This is a genomic window from Pseudomonas veronii, from assembly GCF_001439695.1.
GTDB lineage: Bacteria > Pseudomonadota > Gammaproteobacteria > Pseudomonadales > Pseudomonadaceae > Aquipseudomonas > Aquipseudomonas veronii.
This window is the reverse complement of record NZ_JYLL01000021.1, coordinates 43141-57697: the sequence shown is the minus strand read 5'-3', so window position 1 is coordinate 57697 and position 14557 is coordinate 43141. Positions and strand designations below refer to the sequence as shown.

Below are 14557 nucleotides of genomic sequence, written 5' to 3'. Positions count from 1 at the left end.
ATTGTTTTCAGTCAAAGTGACGAGGTTGGCGGTCAGATTGGTTGTCTGCGATCGAGTTTGTTGCTGAGGATGATCGATGTGGTGGTTTTTTCCACGCCGTCGACGCTGCCGATCTGGTCCAGCAATTGATCGAGCTGTTCTGGCGAATCGGTGCGCAGCCATGCCACGTAATCGAACTCGCCGCTCACCGCGCACAGTTGCTGAACCTGGGCCATGGCGCTGAGCTTGCGCAGCACGTCCTTGCCCGAGCGCGCCTGCACGGTGATGCCGACATACGCCTGCAGCCCGCCATCCACCACACGCTGGCCGAGGCGCACGCCATAACCGGTAATCACCTGGGTTTTCTCCAGACGAGCCAGGCGCGACGTCACCGTGGTGCGCGCAATGCCGAGTTGCCGTGCCAGCATGGCGACGCTTTCACGGGCATTGATCTGCAATGCGGAGATCAGTTGGCGGTCGATTTCATCGAGGACAGGCAAGGGCAGCTCCGGTGCGGACGGATAGGGGGCATATGTTACAGGCTTGCGTCAGCCAACAGACAGCGGGCAAACAGTTGCGGCACGGGCAGGTTGCGGTGGTTGTAGCGACTGAGCAGGATGATCTCCCGGTAAAAGGTCAGATGGCCTAGCGGAATAATTCGTACCTGGGGCGAGCGTTCGAGCCACAGCCCCGCCTGAGGAATCAGCGACACCCCCAGGCCACACTCGACCATCTTGACGATGGCTTCCAGCTCATCCAACTCTAGCGCCACCTGCACCTCGAGCTTCTGCTCGCGCAGAAACCGGCTGACCAATCGACCGCCAAACGACGCCCGGTCGTAGCGCACATGGGGCTGGCTGCCGAGCAACTGCAAGGGGTCATCGCCTGCCAGTGCATGCGGCACGATCAGCGCAAAAGGCTCCTTGCGCAGCACCTGTACGTGCAGCTCCTTAGGCAAGTCAAAAGGCGGTCGAATGATAATCGCCGAGTCCAACTCGCCGGCGTCCACCTGGCTCAGCAGTTCCAGGGACACGCCGGGCACCAACTTGCATTCCACGGTCGGCGCGGCCTGACGTAACCGGACCAGGGCCTGGGGCAACAACCCGGTCTGCGCAGTGCTGATCGCCCCGACTTTCAGCTCGCCCCGGTATTCATTGGCCTCCACCGGCACTGCCATGCGGTTGAACGTCTCCAGAATCTCCTTGGCCAGCGGCAAGGCGCGAACGCCTGCGGCATTCAGCGTAGCCTGGCGCCCGGTGCGGTCGAACAACGCCACCCCGAGCGCCTGCTCCAGTTGACGAATCTGCGCACTGACCGCCGATTGCGTCAGCCCGATATGCATGCCCGTCGCGGCGAACGTACCGTGGCGCGTTACCGCGATAAAGGTCTTCAATTCACGCAGCATGGGCGCCTCAACTCATCGAAATTATTTGAGCTCGGCGCAAAAACTATCGTCTTTTCATCGCCAGCAGCAAGGCTAAACTCGAGCCTCTCCACGACCCGCAGAGGTTTGACCTGATGACACTGGCACCTTTTCACTTGGCCATTCCGGTATTCGACCTGGCCGCTGCCCGGCATTTCTACGCTGACGTGTTCGGCCTGCAAGAGGGGCGCTCCAGCGACCACTGGGTCGACTTCAACTTCTTCGGCCATCAACTGGTGATTCATGAACACCCCAAAACAGCCTCCCAGGCTGCGGCGCACACCAACGCAGTCGACGGCCACGACGTCCCCGTGCCGCATTTCGGCGTGGTATTGAGCTGGGACGACTGGCATGCCCTGGCGGCGCGCTTGCAGGCACGGCAGACCGCGTTCGTGCTGGAACCGCACATTCGCTTCAAAGGCCAAGTGGGGGAGCAGGCGACACTGTTTTTGTTTGACCCCTGCGGTAACGCGTTGGAGTTCAAGGCGTTCCGGGATATCGGGCAGTTGTTTGCGACGTGAGCCTGAGGGCGAGGGCGCTGGCTAAAACGGCAGCGACAGACACACAAAAGCCGCGCAATGCGCGGCTTTCGAATTGGTGGGCCCACACGGACTTGAACCGTGGACCAAAGGATTATGAGTCCTCTGCTCTGACCAACTGAGCTATAGGCCCTTAACAGGTCGCGGATTATAGCGATGGTTTCTCCGCTGTGCTATCCGAAAAATCCTGAACCCTCATACGAAGAAACGTCGCGGCAAAAAGCTCCGGGGGCAGGGGCAGGCTGACGATGTAGCCTTGCATCTGTTCGCAGCCCTCGGCGGCGAGGAAGGTTTGTTGTGCGGGGGTCTCTACGCCTTCGGCGATGATGGTGAATTGCATGCTGTGGCCCAGGGCAATGATGGCGCGCACGATCGCCACGTCGTGGGGGTCGTCGGGCAGGCCGCGGATGAAGGATTGGTCGATTTTCAGGAAGTCCAGGGGCAGGCGCTTGAGGTAGCTGAGGGATGAATAGCCGGTGCCGAAATCATCGATCGCCAGTTGTACGCCCAGGCGTTTGAGTTGGTGCAGCACGTCCAGCGCTTCTTCGGCCTGGCTCATGATGAAGTTTTCGGTGATCTCCAGTTGCAGGCAGCCGGGTTCGAGGCGGTAATCGCGCAGTAGCTGTTCGATGCGTGACAGCAGGTTGGGCTGGCGCAGTTGTGCGCCGGCGAGGTTGACTGACAGCGGGCCGAAGTGATCGAAGACGGTTTGCCAGGCGTGCATTTGTTGGCAGGCCTGCTCCAGGACCCAATCGCCGATCTGCAGGATCATGCCGTTCTCTTCGGCCAGGGCGATGAAGTGTTCGGGCGGTACGTCGCCGAAGGTCGGGTGGTGCCAGCGGATCAGCGCTTCGGCGCCGATCAGTTCCTGGGTCTCCAGGCTCCGTTTGGGTTGGTAATACAGGCTCAGCTCATCGCGTTCGATGGCCCGGCGCAGTTCATGTTCCAGCGCCACGCGTTCTTTGGCCTGGGCGGTCAGGTCGCGGGTGTAGCCTTCGACGCGGTTGCGGCCCTTGGCCTTGGAGCGGTACATCGCGGCGTCGGCGTTTTTGACCAGGGTGGCGACGTCCATGCCGTCCTGGGGGTACAGGCTGGTGCCGATGCTGGCGCTGATAAAAAACTCGTGCTCACCCGCCTGGAACGGCGGGGTGAAGCAGGCCAGCAGTTTATTGGCCAGGTGCTGGGCGTCGCTGGCTTGCTGCAGGCCGGGCAGGAGGATGATGAACTCGTCGCCGCCCAGGCGGGCGACGGTGTCGATGTCGCGCAGTTGCTCCTTGAGGCGCACGGCGATGTTCTGGAGCAGCAGGTCGCCGATCGGGTGGCCGAGGCTGTCGTTGATGTGTTTGAAGCGATCCAGGTCGAGGAACAGCACGGCGCCCTGGTGGCCGCTCTCCTGTTGATTGTTGAGCGCGGCCTGTAGCCGGTTTTCAAACAGGGTGCGGTTGGGCAGGCCGGTCAGCGGGTCGTGATGGGCCTGGTAGTCGAGGCGGGCCTGGGCGTGTTTGAGGCTGGAGATGTCGGCAAACACCGCGACGAAGTGCGTGATCGGCTGGTCGCGGTTGCGCACGGCGCTGATGGTCAGCCAACTGGGGTAGACCTCGCCGTTCTTGCGACGGTTGGAGATCTCGCCCTGCCAATGCCCGTGAGTGGTCAACTGGTGCCACATCGCGGCATAGAATGCGCTGTCATGCAGGCCGGAGGCGAGCAGGCGCGGGGTGTGGCCGAGGGCTTCGGCTTCGCTGTAGCCGGTGATCTCGCTGAAGGCGCGGTTCACGGCGCTGATGTTTTGCCGGGTGTCGGTGATCAACACGCCTTCGGCGGTGCTTTCGAAGACGGTAGCGGCCTGTTGCAGTTTTTCCTGCATCTGTTGGCGCTCGGTAATGTCCCGAGCGATGGTCAGCATGCAGTCGTCATCGCCGATGGGCAGTGGGCGGCTGGACAACTCGCACAGCCGGATCTGCCCGTCGCTGCGGCGGATATGGCAGATGAAATCGCGGACAAACCCGTCGCGTTGCAGCAGCTCCAGCATGTGTTTGCGTTCGTTGAGGTCGACCCAGATGCCCAGGTCCAGGGTTGACTGGTCGAGGGAACTCACGCTGGCGATGCCGGTAATGCGGCTGAACCCTTCGTTGACCTCGATCAGTTGGCCATCGCTCTGACGGCTCAAAAGCAAACCGTCGGGCGAGGCATGGAAGGCCTTGGCGAATTTCTCTTCGGAGGTTTGCAGCTGTTGCTGGGTTTCCTTGAGCTGGGTGATGTCTCGCACCACAACTACCAGGGCTTCGGTCGTGTCGAGTTGGAACGGTTCGGCGGAAATCAGCCCGGTAAAGGCTTGGCCGTTGCTGCGCAGAAAGCGCATTTCCAGGTTGCGGATGCTGGTGGTCTGCAGCCGTTGCAGCAGGTCCGGGCCGATGCCCGGGATACCCCAGATATTCAGCGAAGTAGCGGTTTTACCGATCACGTCTTCGGCCTTCAGGCCCACCTGGTCCTCGAACGCTTTGTTGACCTCCAACAGGCAGCCGTCGGACATTCGTGCGATCACCAGAATGTCTGGGCACTGTTGGAACACCGAGGCAAATTTTTGCTCGGACAATTGCAGCGCCTCTTCCGTGCGCTTGGCGTCACTGATGTCGATCATCAAGCCACGGAGTACCGGTTCATGGCCGTGTTCGATCAGGCTGACAATATCGCGTACCCACAGGCAACGGCCGTCGGCGGTGATCACCCGGTAATCGACGCTGTGATCACGGCTGGCGCGGGTTTCGCGGTAGCAATAGGCTTCGGTGCGCGTCAGGTCGGCGGGGTGAATGATGCTGCGCCAGAAGCCTGGAATCAGCCAATGGGCGCGGGGGTAACCGAGCAGTTCTTCGGCATGCGGCGACACGTAACTGTAGGTGAAATCGCTAATGCTGGCTTCCCAGGCAATGGCGGACAAGCTCTCCACCAGGCCGCGATAGTGATATTCGCTGCTGCGCAGTTCCTGCTCGAGGGCGACGCGGCGGGAAATTTCTGAACTGAGCCGACGATTGATCCGAATCACGACGACCAATACGCTGCTCAGCAGCAGTACCGTGGGCAGGCCATACGTCAGCAGATCCGTCCAGAACGTGTGGTGATCGGTGAGGCTGCCGACCCAGTGTCGCTGGATCGCTTGCGTTTCGTCCGGGCTGAGGTCGGCGAGGACCTTGTCCAGAATCCCTACCAGCATTTTGTTTTCACGAGGCACGCCCATCGCCAGTTGGTAGCGGTAGGGCGTTTCACCGCTGACGTACAAGCCATCGAGCTTGAGTTGGCGCAGGCTCCATACGCTCGAAGCCAGGTCGCCGACTACTGCGTCCACTTCATCGGTGGCCAGCGCCTGCAGGGTCGAGCTGACATTCGGCAAGGCCACCAGGTTGAGGTCGGGGTGGTGGGTGCGCAGCAATTCATGGGGCGCGTAGTTCTCCACCACGGCAATCTTCAACCCATAGAGGTCCTTCAGGTTGTGCGGTTGCGCACCGCCTTCATGGGCGAGGATGACGATGGGGAAGTCCAGGTAAGGCCGCGTGAACGCCATGTAGGCCTGGCGCTCGGGGGTGGACATGATGCCCGGCAGCAGGTCGAGCTGGTTGTTGCGGGCCTGTTCGAGGACGGCGCTCCAGTTCACCGGCTCGATCAGCTTGATCCGGACGCCCAGGCGGTCTTGGATCAGGCGCACGTAATCCGCCGCCAAGCCTTGGTAGCGTCCGTTCTCGTCGCGGTATTCGAAGGGCGGCCAGGAGGCATCCACCCCCAGGCGCAGCTCCTGATGGTCCGCCAACCAGCCACGCTCATCCTCCGTGAGAGTCAAGGCGCCAGCCGTTGCGGTCCAGGTCAGCAGCGACAGCAAAAGCACGGTCGGCAATCTGGGCATAACGGTCTCGTTATGGCACGGGGAATGTTTCGAGTGTAGACGGGCATTGCGGGGGAGGGAGGGCGCGGCGGTGAATCTATAAAAAGTAATCGGTAGAAAGCAAAACCCCCGGCCTGGGCCGGGGGTTCTGGGATCACTCGTCGAGGAAGGAGCGCAGATGCTCGCTTCGCGTCGGGTGACGCAACTTGCGCAGCGCCTTGGCTTCGATCTGACGAATCCGCTCGCGGGTCACGTCAAACTGTTTACCGACTTCCTCAAGGGTGTGGTCGGTATTCATGTCGATGCCGAAACGCATGCGCAGTACCTTGGCTTCACGGGCAGTGAGGCCGGACAGTACGTCGCGGGTCGCTTCTTTAAGGCTCTCAACGGTGGCTACATCGATTGGCGACTGCATGGTCGAGTCTTCGATGAAGTCGCCCAGATGGGAGTCTTCGTCATCACCGATCGGGGTTTCCATGGAGATCGGCTCTTTAGCGATCTTCAATACCTTGCGGATTTTATCCTCAGGCATTTCCATGCGTTCGCCCAGCTCTTCCGGGGTCGGTTCGCGACCCATTTCCTGCAACATCTGCCGGGAAATACGGTTGAGCTTGTTGATCGTCTCGATCATGTGCACCGGAATACGGATGGTGCGGGCCTGGTCGGCGATCGAGCGAGTGATCGCCTGACGGATCCACCAGGTGGCATAAGTCGAGAACTTGTAGCCGCGACGGTATTCGAACTTGTCCACCGCCTTCATCAAGCCGATGTTGCCTTCCTGGATCAGATCGAGGAATTGCAGGCCACGGTTGGTGTACTTCTTGGCAATGGAGATCACCAGACGCAAGTTCGCTTCAACCATCTCTTTCTTCGCGCGGCGGGCCTTGGCCTCACCGATCGACATGCGACGGTTGATGTCCTTGATCTCGGCAATCGTCAGACCGGTTTCGGTCTGAAGTGCGGTCAGCTTCTGCTGGCAACGAATGATATCGGGCTGCAGGCGACCAATGGCTTCGGCGTATTTCGCCTTGCCCTTGGCCAGAGCGTCGGTCCAGCTTTCGTCAACTTCGTTGCCCGGGAACTGGCGCAGGAAGTCGGTACGCGGCATGCGCGCATCACGCACACAGAGCTGCATGATCGCCCGCTCTTGTGCGCGCAGACGCTCAAGGGCGCTACGAACACGCTCGACCAGGCCTTCGAATTGCTTCGGCACCAGCTTGATCGGCATGAACAGCTCAGCCAGCGCCACCAGCTCGGCAATTGCCAGCTTGTTGGAGCGACCGTGCTTTTTCAGGGCCTTGCGGGTGATTTCCATTTGATCGGAAACCGCACCGAAACGCTGGGCAGCGATGATCGGGTCTGGACCGCTTTCGACTTCATCGTCGTCGTCGGTGCTGGCTTCGGCATCGTCGTCTTCGGCATCGTCGTCCGCTTTCACGGCTTTCGGGTCGACAGGCGGCGGCACTTCGGCAGCAGGTGGCGCAATGCCGTCGTCCGGGTCGATATAACCGCTCAGGACGTCGGACAGGCGGCCACCTTCGGTGGTGACGCGAGTGTACTCGGAGAGAATGTGGTCAACCGTGCCAGGGAAGTGCGCAATTGCGCCCATCACTTCACGGATACCCTCTTCAATACGCTTGGCGATTTCGATTTCGCCTTCGCGTGTCAGCAACTCGACGGTACCCATTTCACGCATATACATGCGTACAGGGTCAGTCGTGCGACCGATGTCGGTCTCCACCGCGGCCAACGCGGCAGCGGCTTCTTCAGCGGCTGCCTCGTCGGTATCGGCGTCGGCCAACATAAGGGCGTCCGCATCCGGAGCACTCTCGTGTACGGGGATCCCCATGTCGTTGATCATGCGGATGATGTCTTCCACCTGCTCTGGATCTGAAATATCCTCAGGCAGGTGATCGTTGACCTCTGCGTAAGTCAGATACTTCTGCTCACGACCCAGGGTGATCAACTCTTTGATACGAGACTGCTGTTGCGCTTTTCCGGACATAACACCCTATCCACTGAAGGTCTTGGCGGGCAAAAAACAAGCCGAGGATTATACCCGAGCTATGACCTCACGCGCCAGCTGAGGTCGGGTTTGATGCGGAAACATTCTGTTTTAAGAGGTCACGCATCTGTTTTGCTATCTGAATTTGCTCTTCAGCCGATAATCCCGGCTGCCTCGCTCTCTTGATGAGTTCATCGAGGGTCTGCGTGTGCTGACCCGCGGATAACCTAGTAATGGTGTCTAAAAACTGTTGTTCAAGGTTATCGCCGTCAATTAGCCACTCCTTTTCCGCGAGTGCTTTCAACAACCGCCCTTGTTCGGTGCCATGCCAGCGAGCCATCAGCTGAATGGAGTTTAGCTTAGGATTTTTCTGCACCGCCTCGATCAGCGCGATCAGTACCTGGGCATAGGTATTGCTCTCGTTGGCAAAGTGCTCGGCACTCTCGACCTTGCCCGCCAATTGCGGATGGTGGATGAGCGTGCGCAGGGCAATCAGCGTCGGCGCCTCTACGGCCACCGGGGTGCGCGGGGCGTAGGCCTCGTCGCGGTCACCACGCTTGCCGTTTTTGTTCCAGGGCTTCTTGTCCCATTTCTTGCCGCCGGCGCCGGGCTTTTTCGGTGTCCACTCCTGCTGGGGCGTGTAGGCCTCCTGCGGTTGGTGGAAGTCGGAATAGTCCGGCATGGCGTCGTAATCCATGCCTGGGTCGTAGGCCGGCGGCGCATCTTGCGGTGCGCTGTGGACCAGCTGGCTGACCGCTTCGCCGCTCAGTCCGGTGATTTCCAGCAGGCGGTGACGCATCAGGGTGCGCAGGTTCGCGCCCGGCACTTTGTCGATCAGCGGCGCCGCGAGGGTGGCCATGTGCGCCTTGCCTTCGAGGGAGCGCGGGTCGGCTTCTTCGGTCAGTTGCTGGAAGAAATAGTCCGCCAGCGGCTGCGCATGCTGGTTGATGCGCGCGCGGAAGGCGTCGGTGCCTTCGGAGCGGACCAGGGTGTCCGGGTCTTCGCCTTCGGGCAGGAACAAGAAGCGTGCGCGGCGCCCGTCCTGCAGGCACGGCAGCGTGGCTTCGAGGGCGCGCCAGGCAGCGTTGCGGCCGGCCTGGTCGCCGTCGAAGCAGAACAGCACGCTGGGTACTACGCGGAACAGGCGCTTCAAGTGTTCTTCGCTGGTGGCGGTGCCCAGGGTCGCCACGGCATTGCGCAGGCCTTGCTGGGCGAGGGCGATCACGTCCATATAGCCTTCAACCACGATGATTTCGTCGAGGTTGCGGTTGTTCTTGCGCGCTTCGAACAGGCCATAGAGTTCCTGGCCCTTGTGAAACACTGCGGTTTCCGGCGAGTTGAGGTACTTGGGCTTGTCGTCCCCGAGCACCCGGCCACCGAAGGCGATGATCCGGCCACGGCTGTCGCGGATCGGGAACATCACGCGGTCGCGGAAGCGGTCGTAGCGCTTGCCGGTCTCGGCGTTTTCCACCAGCAGGCCGGCGTCGATCATGGCTTTTTGCTGGAGGGTGTCGCTGCTCAGGTGTTTGTACAGGTTGTCCCAGCCCGGCGGGGCGAAGCCCAGGCCGAAGTCGCGGGCGATTTCGCCGGTGAGGCCGCGCCCCTTGAGGTAGTCGACGGCGGCCTTGCGCTGCGGATGGCTCTTGAGCGCCTGGCGATAAAAGTCGGCGGCGGCGGTCAGCAGCGGGTACAGCGGCGAATCGGTGGGTTGCCGCGGTTTGTGCGGGCGGCCGCTTTCTTCGCGAGGGATTTCCATGCCGGCGGCTTTGGCCAGTTCCTCGACGGCCTGGGGGAAGTCCAGGTTGTCGTGGTCCATGATAAAGCCGAGGGCGTTGCCGCCCGCGCCGCAGCCGAAGCAGTAGTAGAACTGCTTGTCGGGGCTGACGCTGAACGACGGGGTCTTTTCCTTGTGGAACGGGCAGCAGGCGGTGTAGTTCTTGCCCGCCTTCTTCATTTGCAGGCGCGAGCTGACCACATCGACGATGTCGGTGCGGTTCAGAAGGTCGTCAATAAAGCTCTGGGGAATCAGCCCGGCCATGGCGTTCTCGTCATCACTGCGTGGAAATGAGGGCCCGTGAAGTGCTCAAGCGCACGTATCGTATGGCTCGACCATCAATCGTCTGCTTGGGCTGTCAGGAAGTGTATCTGCCGAACATCCACTGACGTTAATTTCTACTCAGTCTGTTCGGCGAAGAAATGTTGCCCCGGCGTCCGGTCTTGGCCAATGGCGGGCCTCGGAAGCGCATCGATGGGCACAGCCGACACAGTCGATCGTCTGCTTGAAGAAATAAGTGTGCTCGTCAGTAGCCTTGTTAGACTCGTCAGAAGAGACGCGCACCGCTGGCAGAAGAGCCAGTCCTGACGTGTGAAGCAGTGTCTCGGTCGCATGGGCGGCGTCGACGGTGAAGCATCAAGCGATATCCGCAAATGCCAACAGCCCGGCTTAGGGCCGGGCTTGGCAGAAGCTTGCTACGAACGTCTGTGTATTAGTACAGACGAACGGCGCGGCGCTGCTCGCGCTGAACTTTCTTGGCGTGACGCTTAACAGCGGCTGCTGCTTTACGCTTACGCTCAGAAGTTGGCTTCTCGTAAAATTCGCGGCTACGAACTTCAGCCAGAACACCGGCTTTTTCGCAGGAGCGCTTGAAACGACGCAGAGCTACGTCGAAGGGTTCGTTCTCTTTTACTTTGACGGCTGGCATCCAGAGCTACCTTCTTTCATTACCGGGAATCAACGTTCTCGTCGCAAAAAATTCGCGGCTGAGGTCGTCGGTTTTTAAGGGTTGCGGATGTTAACCCCTCATTGCCAGGAATGCAAAGCCTCTGATCGAAAACCGCTAGTCGGGAGGGGGAGTGGCGACTATTATGCGCGCCTTCGAATTCAGCCTCTACAAGGCGCAAACCCATGCTAGTACTGGGACTTGAAACCTCCTGCGACGAAACCGGTGTCGCACTTTACGACAGTGAACGCGGGCTTTTGGCCGATGCGCTGTTCAGTCAGATCGACTTGCATCGCGCCTATGGCGGCGTGGTGCCGGAGCTTGCCAGCCGTGATCACGTCAAACGCATGCTGCCGTTGATTCGGCAGGTGCTGGACGAGGCCGGCTGTGTGCCGACCGAGATCGATGCGATCGCCTACACCGCCGGCCCCGGATTGGTCGGAGCCCTGCTGGTTGGGGCTTCTTGCGCCCAGGCGCTGGCATTTGCCTGGGACATTCCCGCCCTCGGCGTACACCATATGGAAGGCCATTTGCTGGCGCCGATGCTGGAAAAAACACCGCCGCAGTTCCCGTTCGTCGCTTTGTTGGTTTCGGGTGGCCATACGCAGCTGGTTCAGGTCGATGGGATCGGTCAATACACGCTATTGGGCGAGTCGCTGGACGATGCCGCCGGTGAGGCGTTCGACAAGACCGCGAAGATGATGGGCCTCAATTATCCCGGCGGTCCGGAAATCGCGCGCCTGGCCGAAAAAGGCGTCGCCGGTCGCTATACCTTCCCGCGTCCGATGTGTGATCGCCCGGGGCTGATGTTCAGCTTCAGCGGTTTGAAGACCTCTGCCCTGAATACCTGGCAGCACAGCGTCAGCGCCGGGGACGACAGTGAGCAAGCCCGTTGCGACATCGCGCTGGCGTTCCAGCAGGCGGTGGTGGAGACTTTGACCATCAAGTGCAAGCGCGCCCTGAAACAGGCGGGCATGCAGCGCCTGGTGATCGCAGGCGGCGTCAGCGCCAACAAGGCCTTGCGCGCATCCCTGGAAAAAATGCTCGGCGACATGAAGGGCGATGTGTTCTATGCGCGCCCTGAATTCTGCACCGACAACGGCGCGATGATCGCTTATGCCGGTTGCCAGCGCCTGCAGGCCGGGCAGCACGAAAGCCTGGCGATCAGCGTGCAGGCACGCTGGCCGATGGAGCAGTTGTCACCGTTGTAGGCGCTCAAGGTGAGCGGAATTCATCGGCCGGATTTAAAAATGCCGTTCGCGCCCGGCAAACAGGTCGCGTAAATTGCCGCGATGGCGCCAGACGATCAGCAGGGTCAGCACACTCATCGGCAACAGCGCCGCCGGTTCCTGCCAGGCCAGCAACGGCAGGGTGAGCGGCGTGGCGATCAGCGCGGCCAGCGAGCTGGTGCGGGTCAGGTAGAAGGTCAGCAGCCAAGCGAGCATGGCCAGCAGCGCCGCCGGAGGGTAGATCCCCAGCAGCATGCCGGCCGCCGTGGCGACACCCTTGCCGCCGCGAAAACGGAAGTACAACGGAAACAGATGGCCGAGGACGGCGCACACGCCAATCCAGGCTTGCTGTTGCAGGTTAAGGCCGGCAAGGCTGGCGATCAGTACGGGCAACAGGCCCTTGCACACGTCGCCCAGCAGCGTCAGCACGGCGAGCTTCTTGCCGGCCAGGCGCAGCATGTTGGTGGCGCCGGCATTGCCTGAGCCACCCATTCGCGGGTCGGGATTTCCCGTCAGGCGGCTGAGCAAAATGGCGAAGGACAGCGAGCCGAGCAGGTAGGCGAAAATCGCCAGTGACCAAAACATGCTAACTATTCCGGGCGAGGACGCCCTGATTCTAACGGGGCATCGCGCCCTTGTCGTGCTGCGGAGAAGAGCTTGGACAGAGTGTTTATCGAAGGCCTGGAAGTCGACACCGTGATCGGGGCCTACGACTGGGAGCGCGGCATCAAGCAATGCTTGCGCCTGGACCTGAGTTTCGCCTGGGACAACCGCCCGGCCGCTGCGGGTGACGACCTCACCCTGGCACTGGATTACGCCAGTGTGTCCGCGCGTATCCAGGCCTTTGCCGAGCAGTCGCAGTACCAGTTGGTGGAAACCTTTGCCGAGCGTCTGGCCGAAGTGCTGATGAGCGAGTTCCAGATTCCCTGGCTGCACCTCAAGTTGACCAAGCCGGGGGCCGTGCCGGCCGCCAAGGGCGTGGGCGTGGAGATCGAGCGCGGATGTCGCTAACTCAGGTTTACCTTGGTCTTGGCAGCAATATCGAGCGCGAGCCCCATCTGTGCGCGGGCCTGGATGCACTCGCGGGCTTCTTGATCGACATGCGCTGCTCGGCGGTGTTCGAGAGCCAGCCGGTGGGCATCAAGAGCGGGCTGTTCTTCAATCTGGTGGTGTCGGCCTATACCGACCTGTCGTTGATGGAGCTGGATCGCCGGCTGAAATCCATCGAGGCCGACAATGGCCGTTACGCGCCGGATCGCAAGGGCCTGCCGCTGGATATCGACGTGCTGCTGTATGGCGATCTGGTGGGCAACTTCGATGGCCTGATCCTGCCGCGTGCAGAAATCCTGAAAAACGCCTTCGTGCTGTGGCCGTTGTCGATGATGGCGCCGGATCGTGTACATCCTGAAGTGGGCAAGACGCTGGCTGAGCTGTGGCGGGATGCACAGATCGATCAGGTGCTGGCGCCCGTCGGATTCGAATGGCGGGGCCAGCAACTGACGCCGAGCGCGCTGCTATAGGGCGTGCTGTTCCTTGTAGGCTTTCAAGGTCTTGAGCCGTTCGCGCTTCAGGGCCTCGCCCAGTTCGGGGCCCTTGAAACCCTTCTCCAGCAACGGCGCCACCGCGACCTCGCGCGCGGCCTTTGCGGCGCCGCGTAAATAATCCGCCTGTGGATAACTGCGTTGTTCCAAGCCCTTGCGGCCGCGGGCGTCCATTTCGCAGGCGACCACGAACTCTTCAAAGCGCTGCGGCCGCCGGTAAACGTCAAAACTCTGCAGCAACTCCAGCAATGTCGAGGCTTTAAGCTCCAGGGCGCGATGGCCATGGGTGTGGTATTGGCCCACCAGCAGCGCCAGTTCCTGGCAGTCCCTCGGCGCCTTGAAGCGTTCATTGACCGCCTTGATCAGCTTCAGGCCGCGCTGCTCATGGGCAATATGCTGTGGCAACTTATCCACAGGTGTCAGGCCTTTGCCGACGTCATGCAGCAGGCAGGCCCAGCGCACTGTCAGCGGCTGGTGATGCAAAGCGGCCTGTTCGAGCACGCTCAAGGTGTGAACGCCGCTGTCGATCTCGGGGTGATGGGCTGCGGGCTGCGGCACGCCGAACAGGGCGTCGACTTCCGGCATCAAGGTGTTCAGTGCGGCGCAATCGCGCAGTACCTGGATGAACACCTGGGGCTGATCTTCCATCAGGGCACGGGAAATTTCCTTCCAACTGCGCTCCGGTGTCAGGGCTTCGAGTTCACCGGATTCGCTGAGTTGACGCATCAGGTCCAGGGTTTGCGGCGCCACTGTAAAACCCAGGTGGGCGTAGCGCGCAGCAAAGCGCGCAACCCGCAATACGCGCAGGGGATCTTCGGCGAACGCCGGGGAAACGTGGCGTAAAATGCGGGCTTCAAGGTCGCGCTGGCCGTGATAGGGGTCGGTCAGCCTGCCGTCGTCGTCCTCTGCCATGGCGTTGATGGTCAGGTCGCGGCGGATCAGGTCTTCTTCCAGCGTGACGTCGGGGCTGGCGTGAAACACAAAGCCGCCATAGCCCCGGCCACTCTTGCGCTCGGTACGGGCGAGGGCGTACTCGTCGCCGTTTTTCGGGTCGAGGAATACCGGGAAGTCCGCGCCCACCGGTTTATAGCCCTTGGCGAGCATTTCCTCGGCCGTTGCGCCGACGACGACACGGTCGATATCGGTGACCTTGATGCCCAGAAGGCGGTCACGCACCGCGCCGCCGACTTTGTAGATTTTCATGAAAAAGCCTCCATTAGCCGCACAGGATAACGCCTGTGCCCGGCCAA

At 61.1% G+C, this 14557-nt stretch carries 12 protein-coding genes and 1 tRNA gene; 4 read left to right on the top strand and 9 right to left on the bottom strand.

The features are described from left to right. Positions 1–32: 32 nt before the first annotated feature. Both TU80_RS21905 and TU80_RS21900 read right to left on the bottom strand, forming a co-directional pair. Entirely contained in the window at positions 33–479 is a 447-nt protein-coding gene (locus tag TU80_RS21905) for an Lrp/AsnC family transcriptional regulator (protein WP_046381848.1), read from the bottom strand. A 35-nt stretch (positions 480–514) separates the two neighbouring features. After that, positions 515–1384, bottom strand: a complete 870-nt coding sequence (locus tag TU80_RS21900) for a LysR family transcriptional regulator (RefSeq protein WP_057005400.1) — start codon at positions 1382–1384, stop codon at positions 515–517. 113 nt (positions 1385–1497) lie between these two features. Here TU80_RS21900 and TU80_RS21895 point away from each other — a divergent pair, with 113 nt between their 5' ends. Then, on the top strand, positions 1498–1923 hold the full coding sequence (locus TU80_RS21895) for a VOC family protein (RefSeq protein ID WP_017847825.1): 426 nt from the start codon (positions 1498–1500) through the stop codon (positions 1921–1923). Between the two features lie 74 nt (positions 1924–1997). Here TU80_RS21895 and TU80_RS21890 read toward each other — a convergent pair. The 5 genes from TU80_RS21890 to rpsU form a co-directional block, all read right to left on the bottom strand. Continuing rightward, positions 1998–2074: transfer RNA gene (locus TU80_RS21890), tRNA-Ile, on the bottom strand. 15 nt (positions 2075–2089) lie between these two features. Further along, positions 2090–5833, bottom strand: a complete 3744-nt coding sequence (locus TU80_RS21885; protein WP_057005399.1) for an EAL domain-containing protein — start codon at positions 5831–5833, stop codon at positions 2090–2092. A 133-nt stretch (positions 5834–5966) separates the two neighbouring features. Then, positions 5967–7817, bottom strand: coding sequence for an RNA polymerase sigma factor RpoD (gene rpoD, locus TU80_RS21880; RefSeq protein ID WP_057005398.1), 1851 nt, complete (start codon positions 7815–7817; stop codon positions 5967–5969). 67 nt (positions 7818–7884) lie between these two features. Next, on the bottom strand, positions 7885–9855 hold the full coding sequence (gene dnaG, locus TU80_RS21875) for a DNA primase (protein ID WP_057005397.1): 1971 nt from the start codon (positions 9853–9855) through the stop codon (positions 7885–7887). A 448-nt stretch (positions 9856–10303) separates the two neighbouring features. Further along, entirely contained in the window at positions 10304–10519 is a 216-nt protein-coding gene (rpsU, locus tag TU80_RS31935) for a 30S ribosomal protein S21 (protein WP_002551877.1), read from the bottom strand. Positions 10520–10722: 203 nt separating this feature from the next. Between rpsU and tsaD the strand changes: the two genes are divergently transcribed. Then, positions 10723–11748, top strand: coding sequence for a tRNA (adenosine(37)-N6)-threonylcarbamoyltransferase complex transferase subunit TsaD (gene tsaD / locus TU80_RS21870; protein ID WP_017847821.1), 1026 nt, complete (start codon positions 10723–10725; stop codon positions 11746–11748). A gap of 33 nt (positions 11749–11781) precedes the next feature. On the opposite strand, the gene plsY is transcribed toward tsaD, so the two are convergent. Continuing rightward, positions 11782–12351: a glycerol-3-phosphate 1-O-acyltransferase PlsY gene (gene plsY / locus TU80_RS21865; protein WP_057005396.1), complete on the bottom strand. Its 570-nt coding sequence runs from the start codon at positions 12349–12351 to the stop codon at positions 11782–11784. Positions 12352–12423: 72 nt separating this feature from the next. Here plsY and folB point away from each other — a divergent pair, with 72 nt between their 5' ends. Together folB and folK are read left to right on the top strand one after the other, a co-directional pair. Further along, entirely contained in the window at positions 12424–12777 is a 354-nt protein-coding gene (gene folB / locus TU80_RS21860; RefSeq protein WP_026140135.1) for a dihydroneopterin aldolase, read from the top strand. Continuing rightward, positions 12768–13286, top strand: coding sequence for a 2-amino-4-hydroxy-6-hydroxymethyldihydropteridine diphosphokinase (folK, locus tag TU80_RS21855; protein ID WP_046381854.1), 519 nt, complete (start codon positions 12768–12770; stop codon positions 13284–13286). The genes folB and folK overlap by 10 nt, the downstream gene beginning before the upstream one ends. Here the strand turns inward: folK and TU80_RS21850 are convergent. After that, entirely contained in the window at positions 13281–14510 is a 1230-nt protein-coding gene (locus TU80_RS21850) for a multifunctional CCA addition/repair protein (RefSeq protein ID WP_057005395.1), read from the bottom strand. The genes folK and TU80_RS21850 overlap by 6 nt on opposite strands. Positions 14511–14557: the final 47 nt, after the last annotated feature.

Coding starts and splice junctions, on each gene's coding strand:
- TU80_RS21900 (WP_057005400.1), bottom strand. CDS start 1,384: ATGCTGCGTGAATTGAAGACCTTTATCGCGGTAACGCGCCACGGTACG.
- folK (WP_046381854.1), top strand. CDS start 12,768: ATGTCGCTAACTCAGGTTTACCTTGGTCTTGGCAGCAATATCGAGCGC.
- dnaG (WP_057005397.1), bottom strand. CDS start 9,855: ATGGCCGGGCTGATTCCCCAGAGCTTTATTGACGACCTTCTGAACCGC.
- rpsU (WP_002551877.1), bottom strand. CDS start 10,519: ATGCCAGCCGTCAAAGTAAAAGAGAACGAACCCTTCGACGTAGCTCTG.
- rpoD (WP_057005398.1), bottom strand. CDS start 7,817: ATGTCCGGAAAAGCGCAACAGCAGTCTCGTATCAAAGAGTTGATCACC.
- tsaD (WP_017847821.1), top strand. CDS start 10,723: ATGCTAGTACTGGGACTTGAAACCTCCTGCGACGAAACCGGTGTCGCA.
- TU80_RS21850 (WP_057005395.1), bottom strand. CDS start 14,510: ATGAAAATCTACAAAGTCGGCGGCGCGGTGCGTGACCGCCTTCTGGGC.
- plsY (WP_057005396.1), bottom strand. CDS start 12,351: ATGTTTTGGTCACTGGCGATTTTCGCCTACCTGCTCGGCTCGCTGTCC.
- TU80_RS21885 (WP_057005399.1), bottom strand. CDS start 5,833: ATGCCCAGATTGCCGACCGTGCTTTTGCTGTCGCTGCTGACCTGGACC.
- TU80_RS21895 (WP_017847825.1), top strand. CDS start 1,498: ATGACACTGGCACCTTTTCACTTGGCCATTCCGGTATTCGACCTGGCC.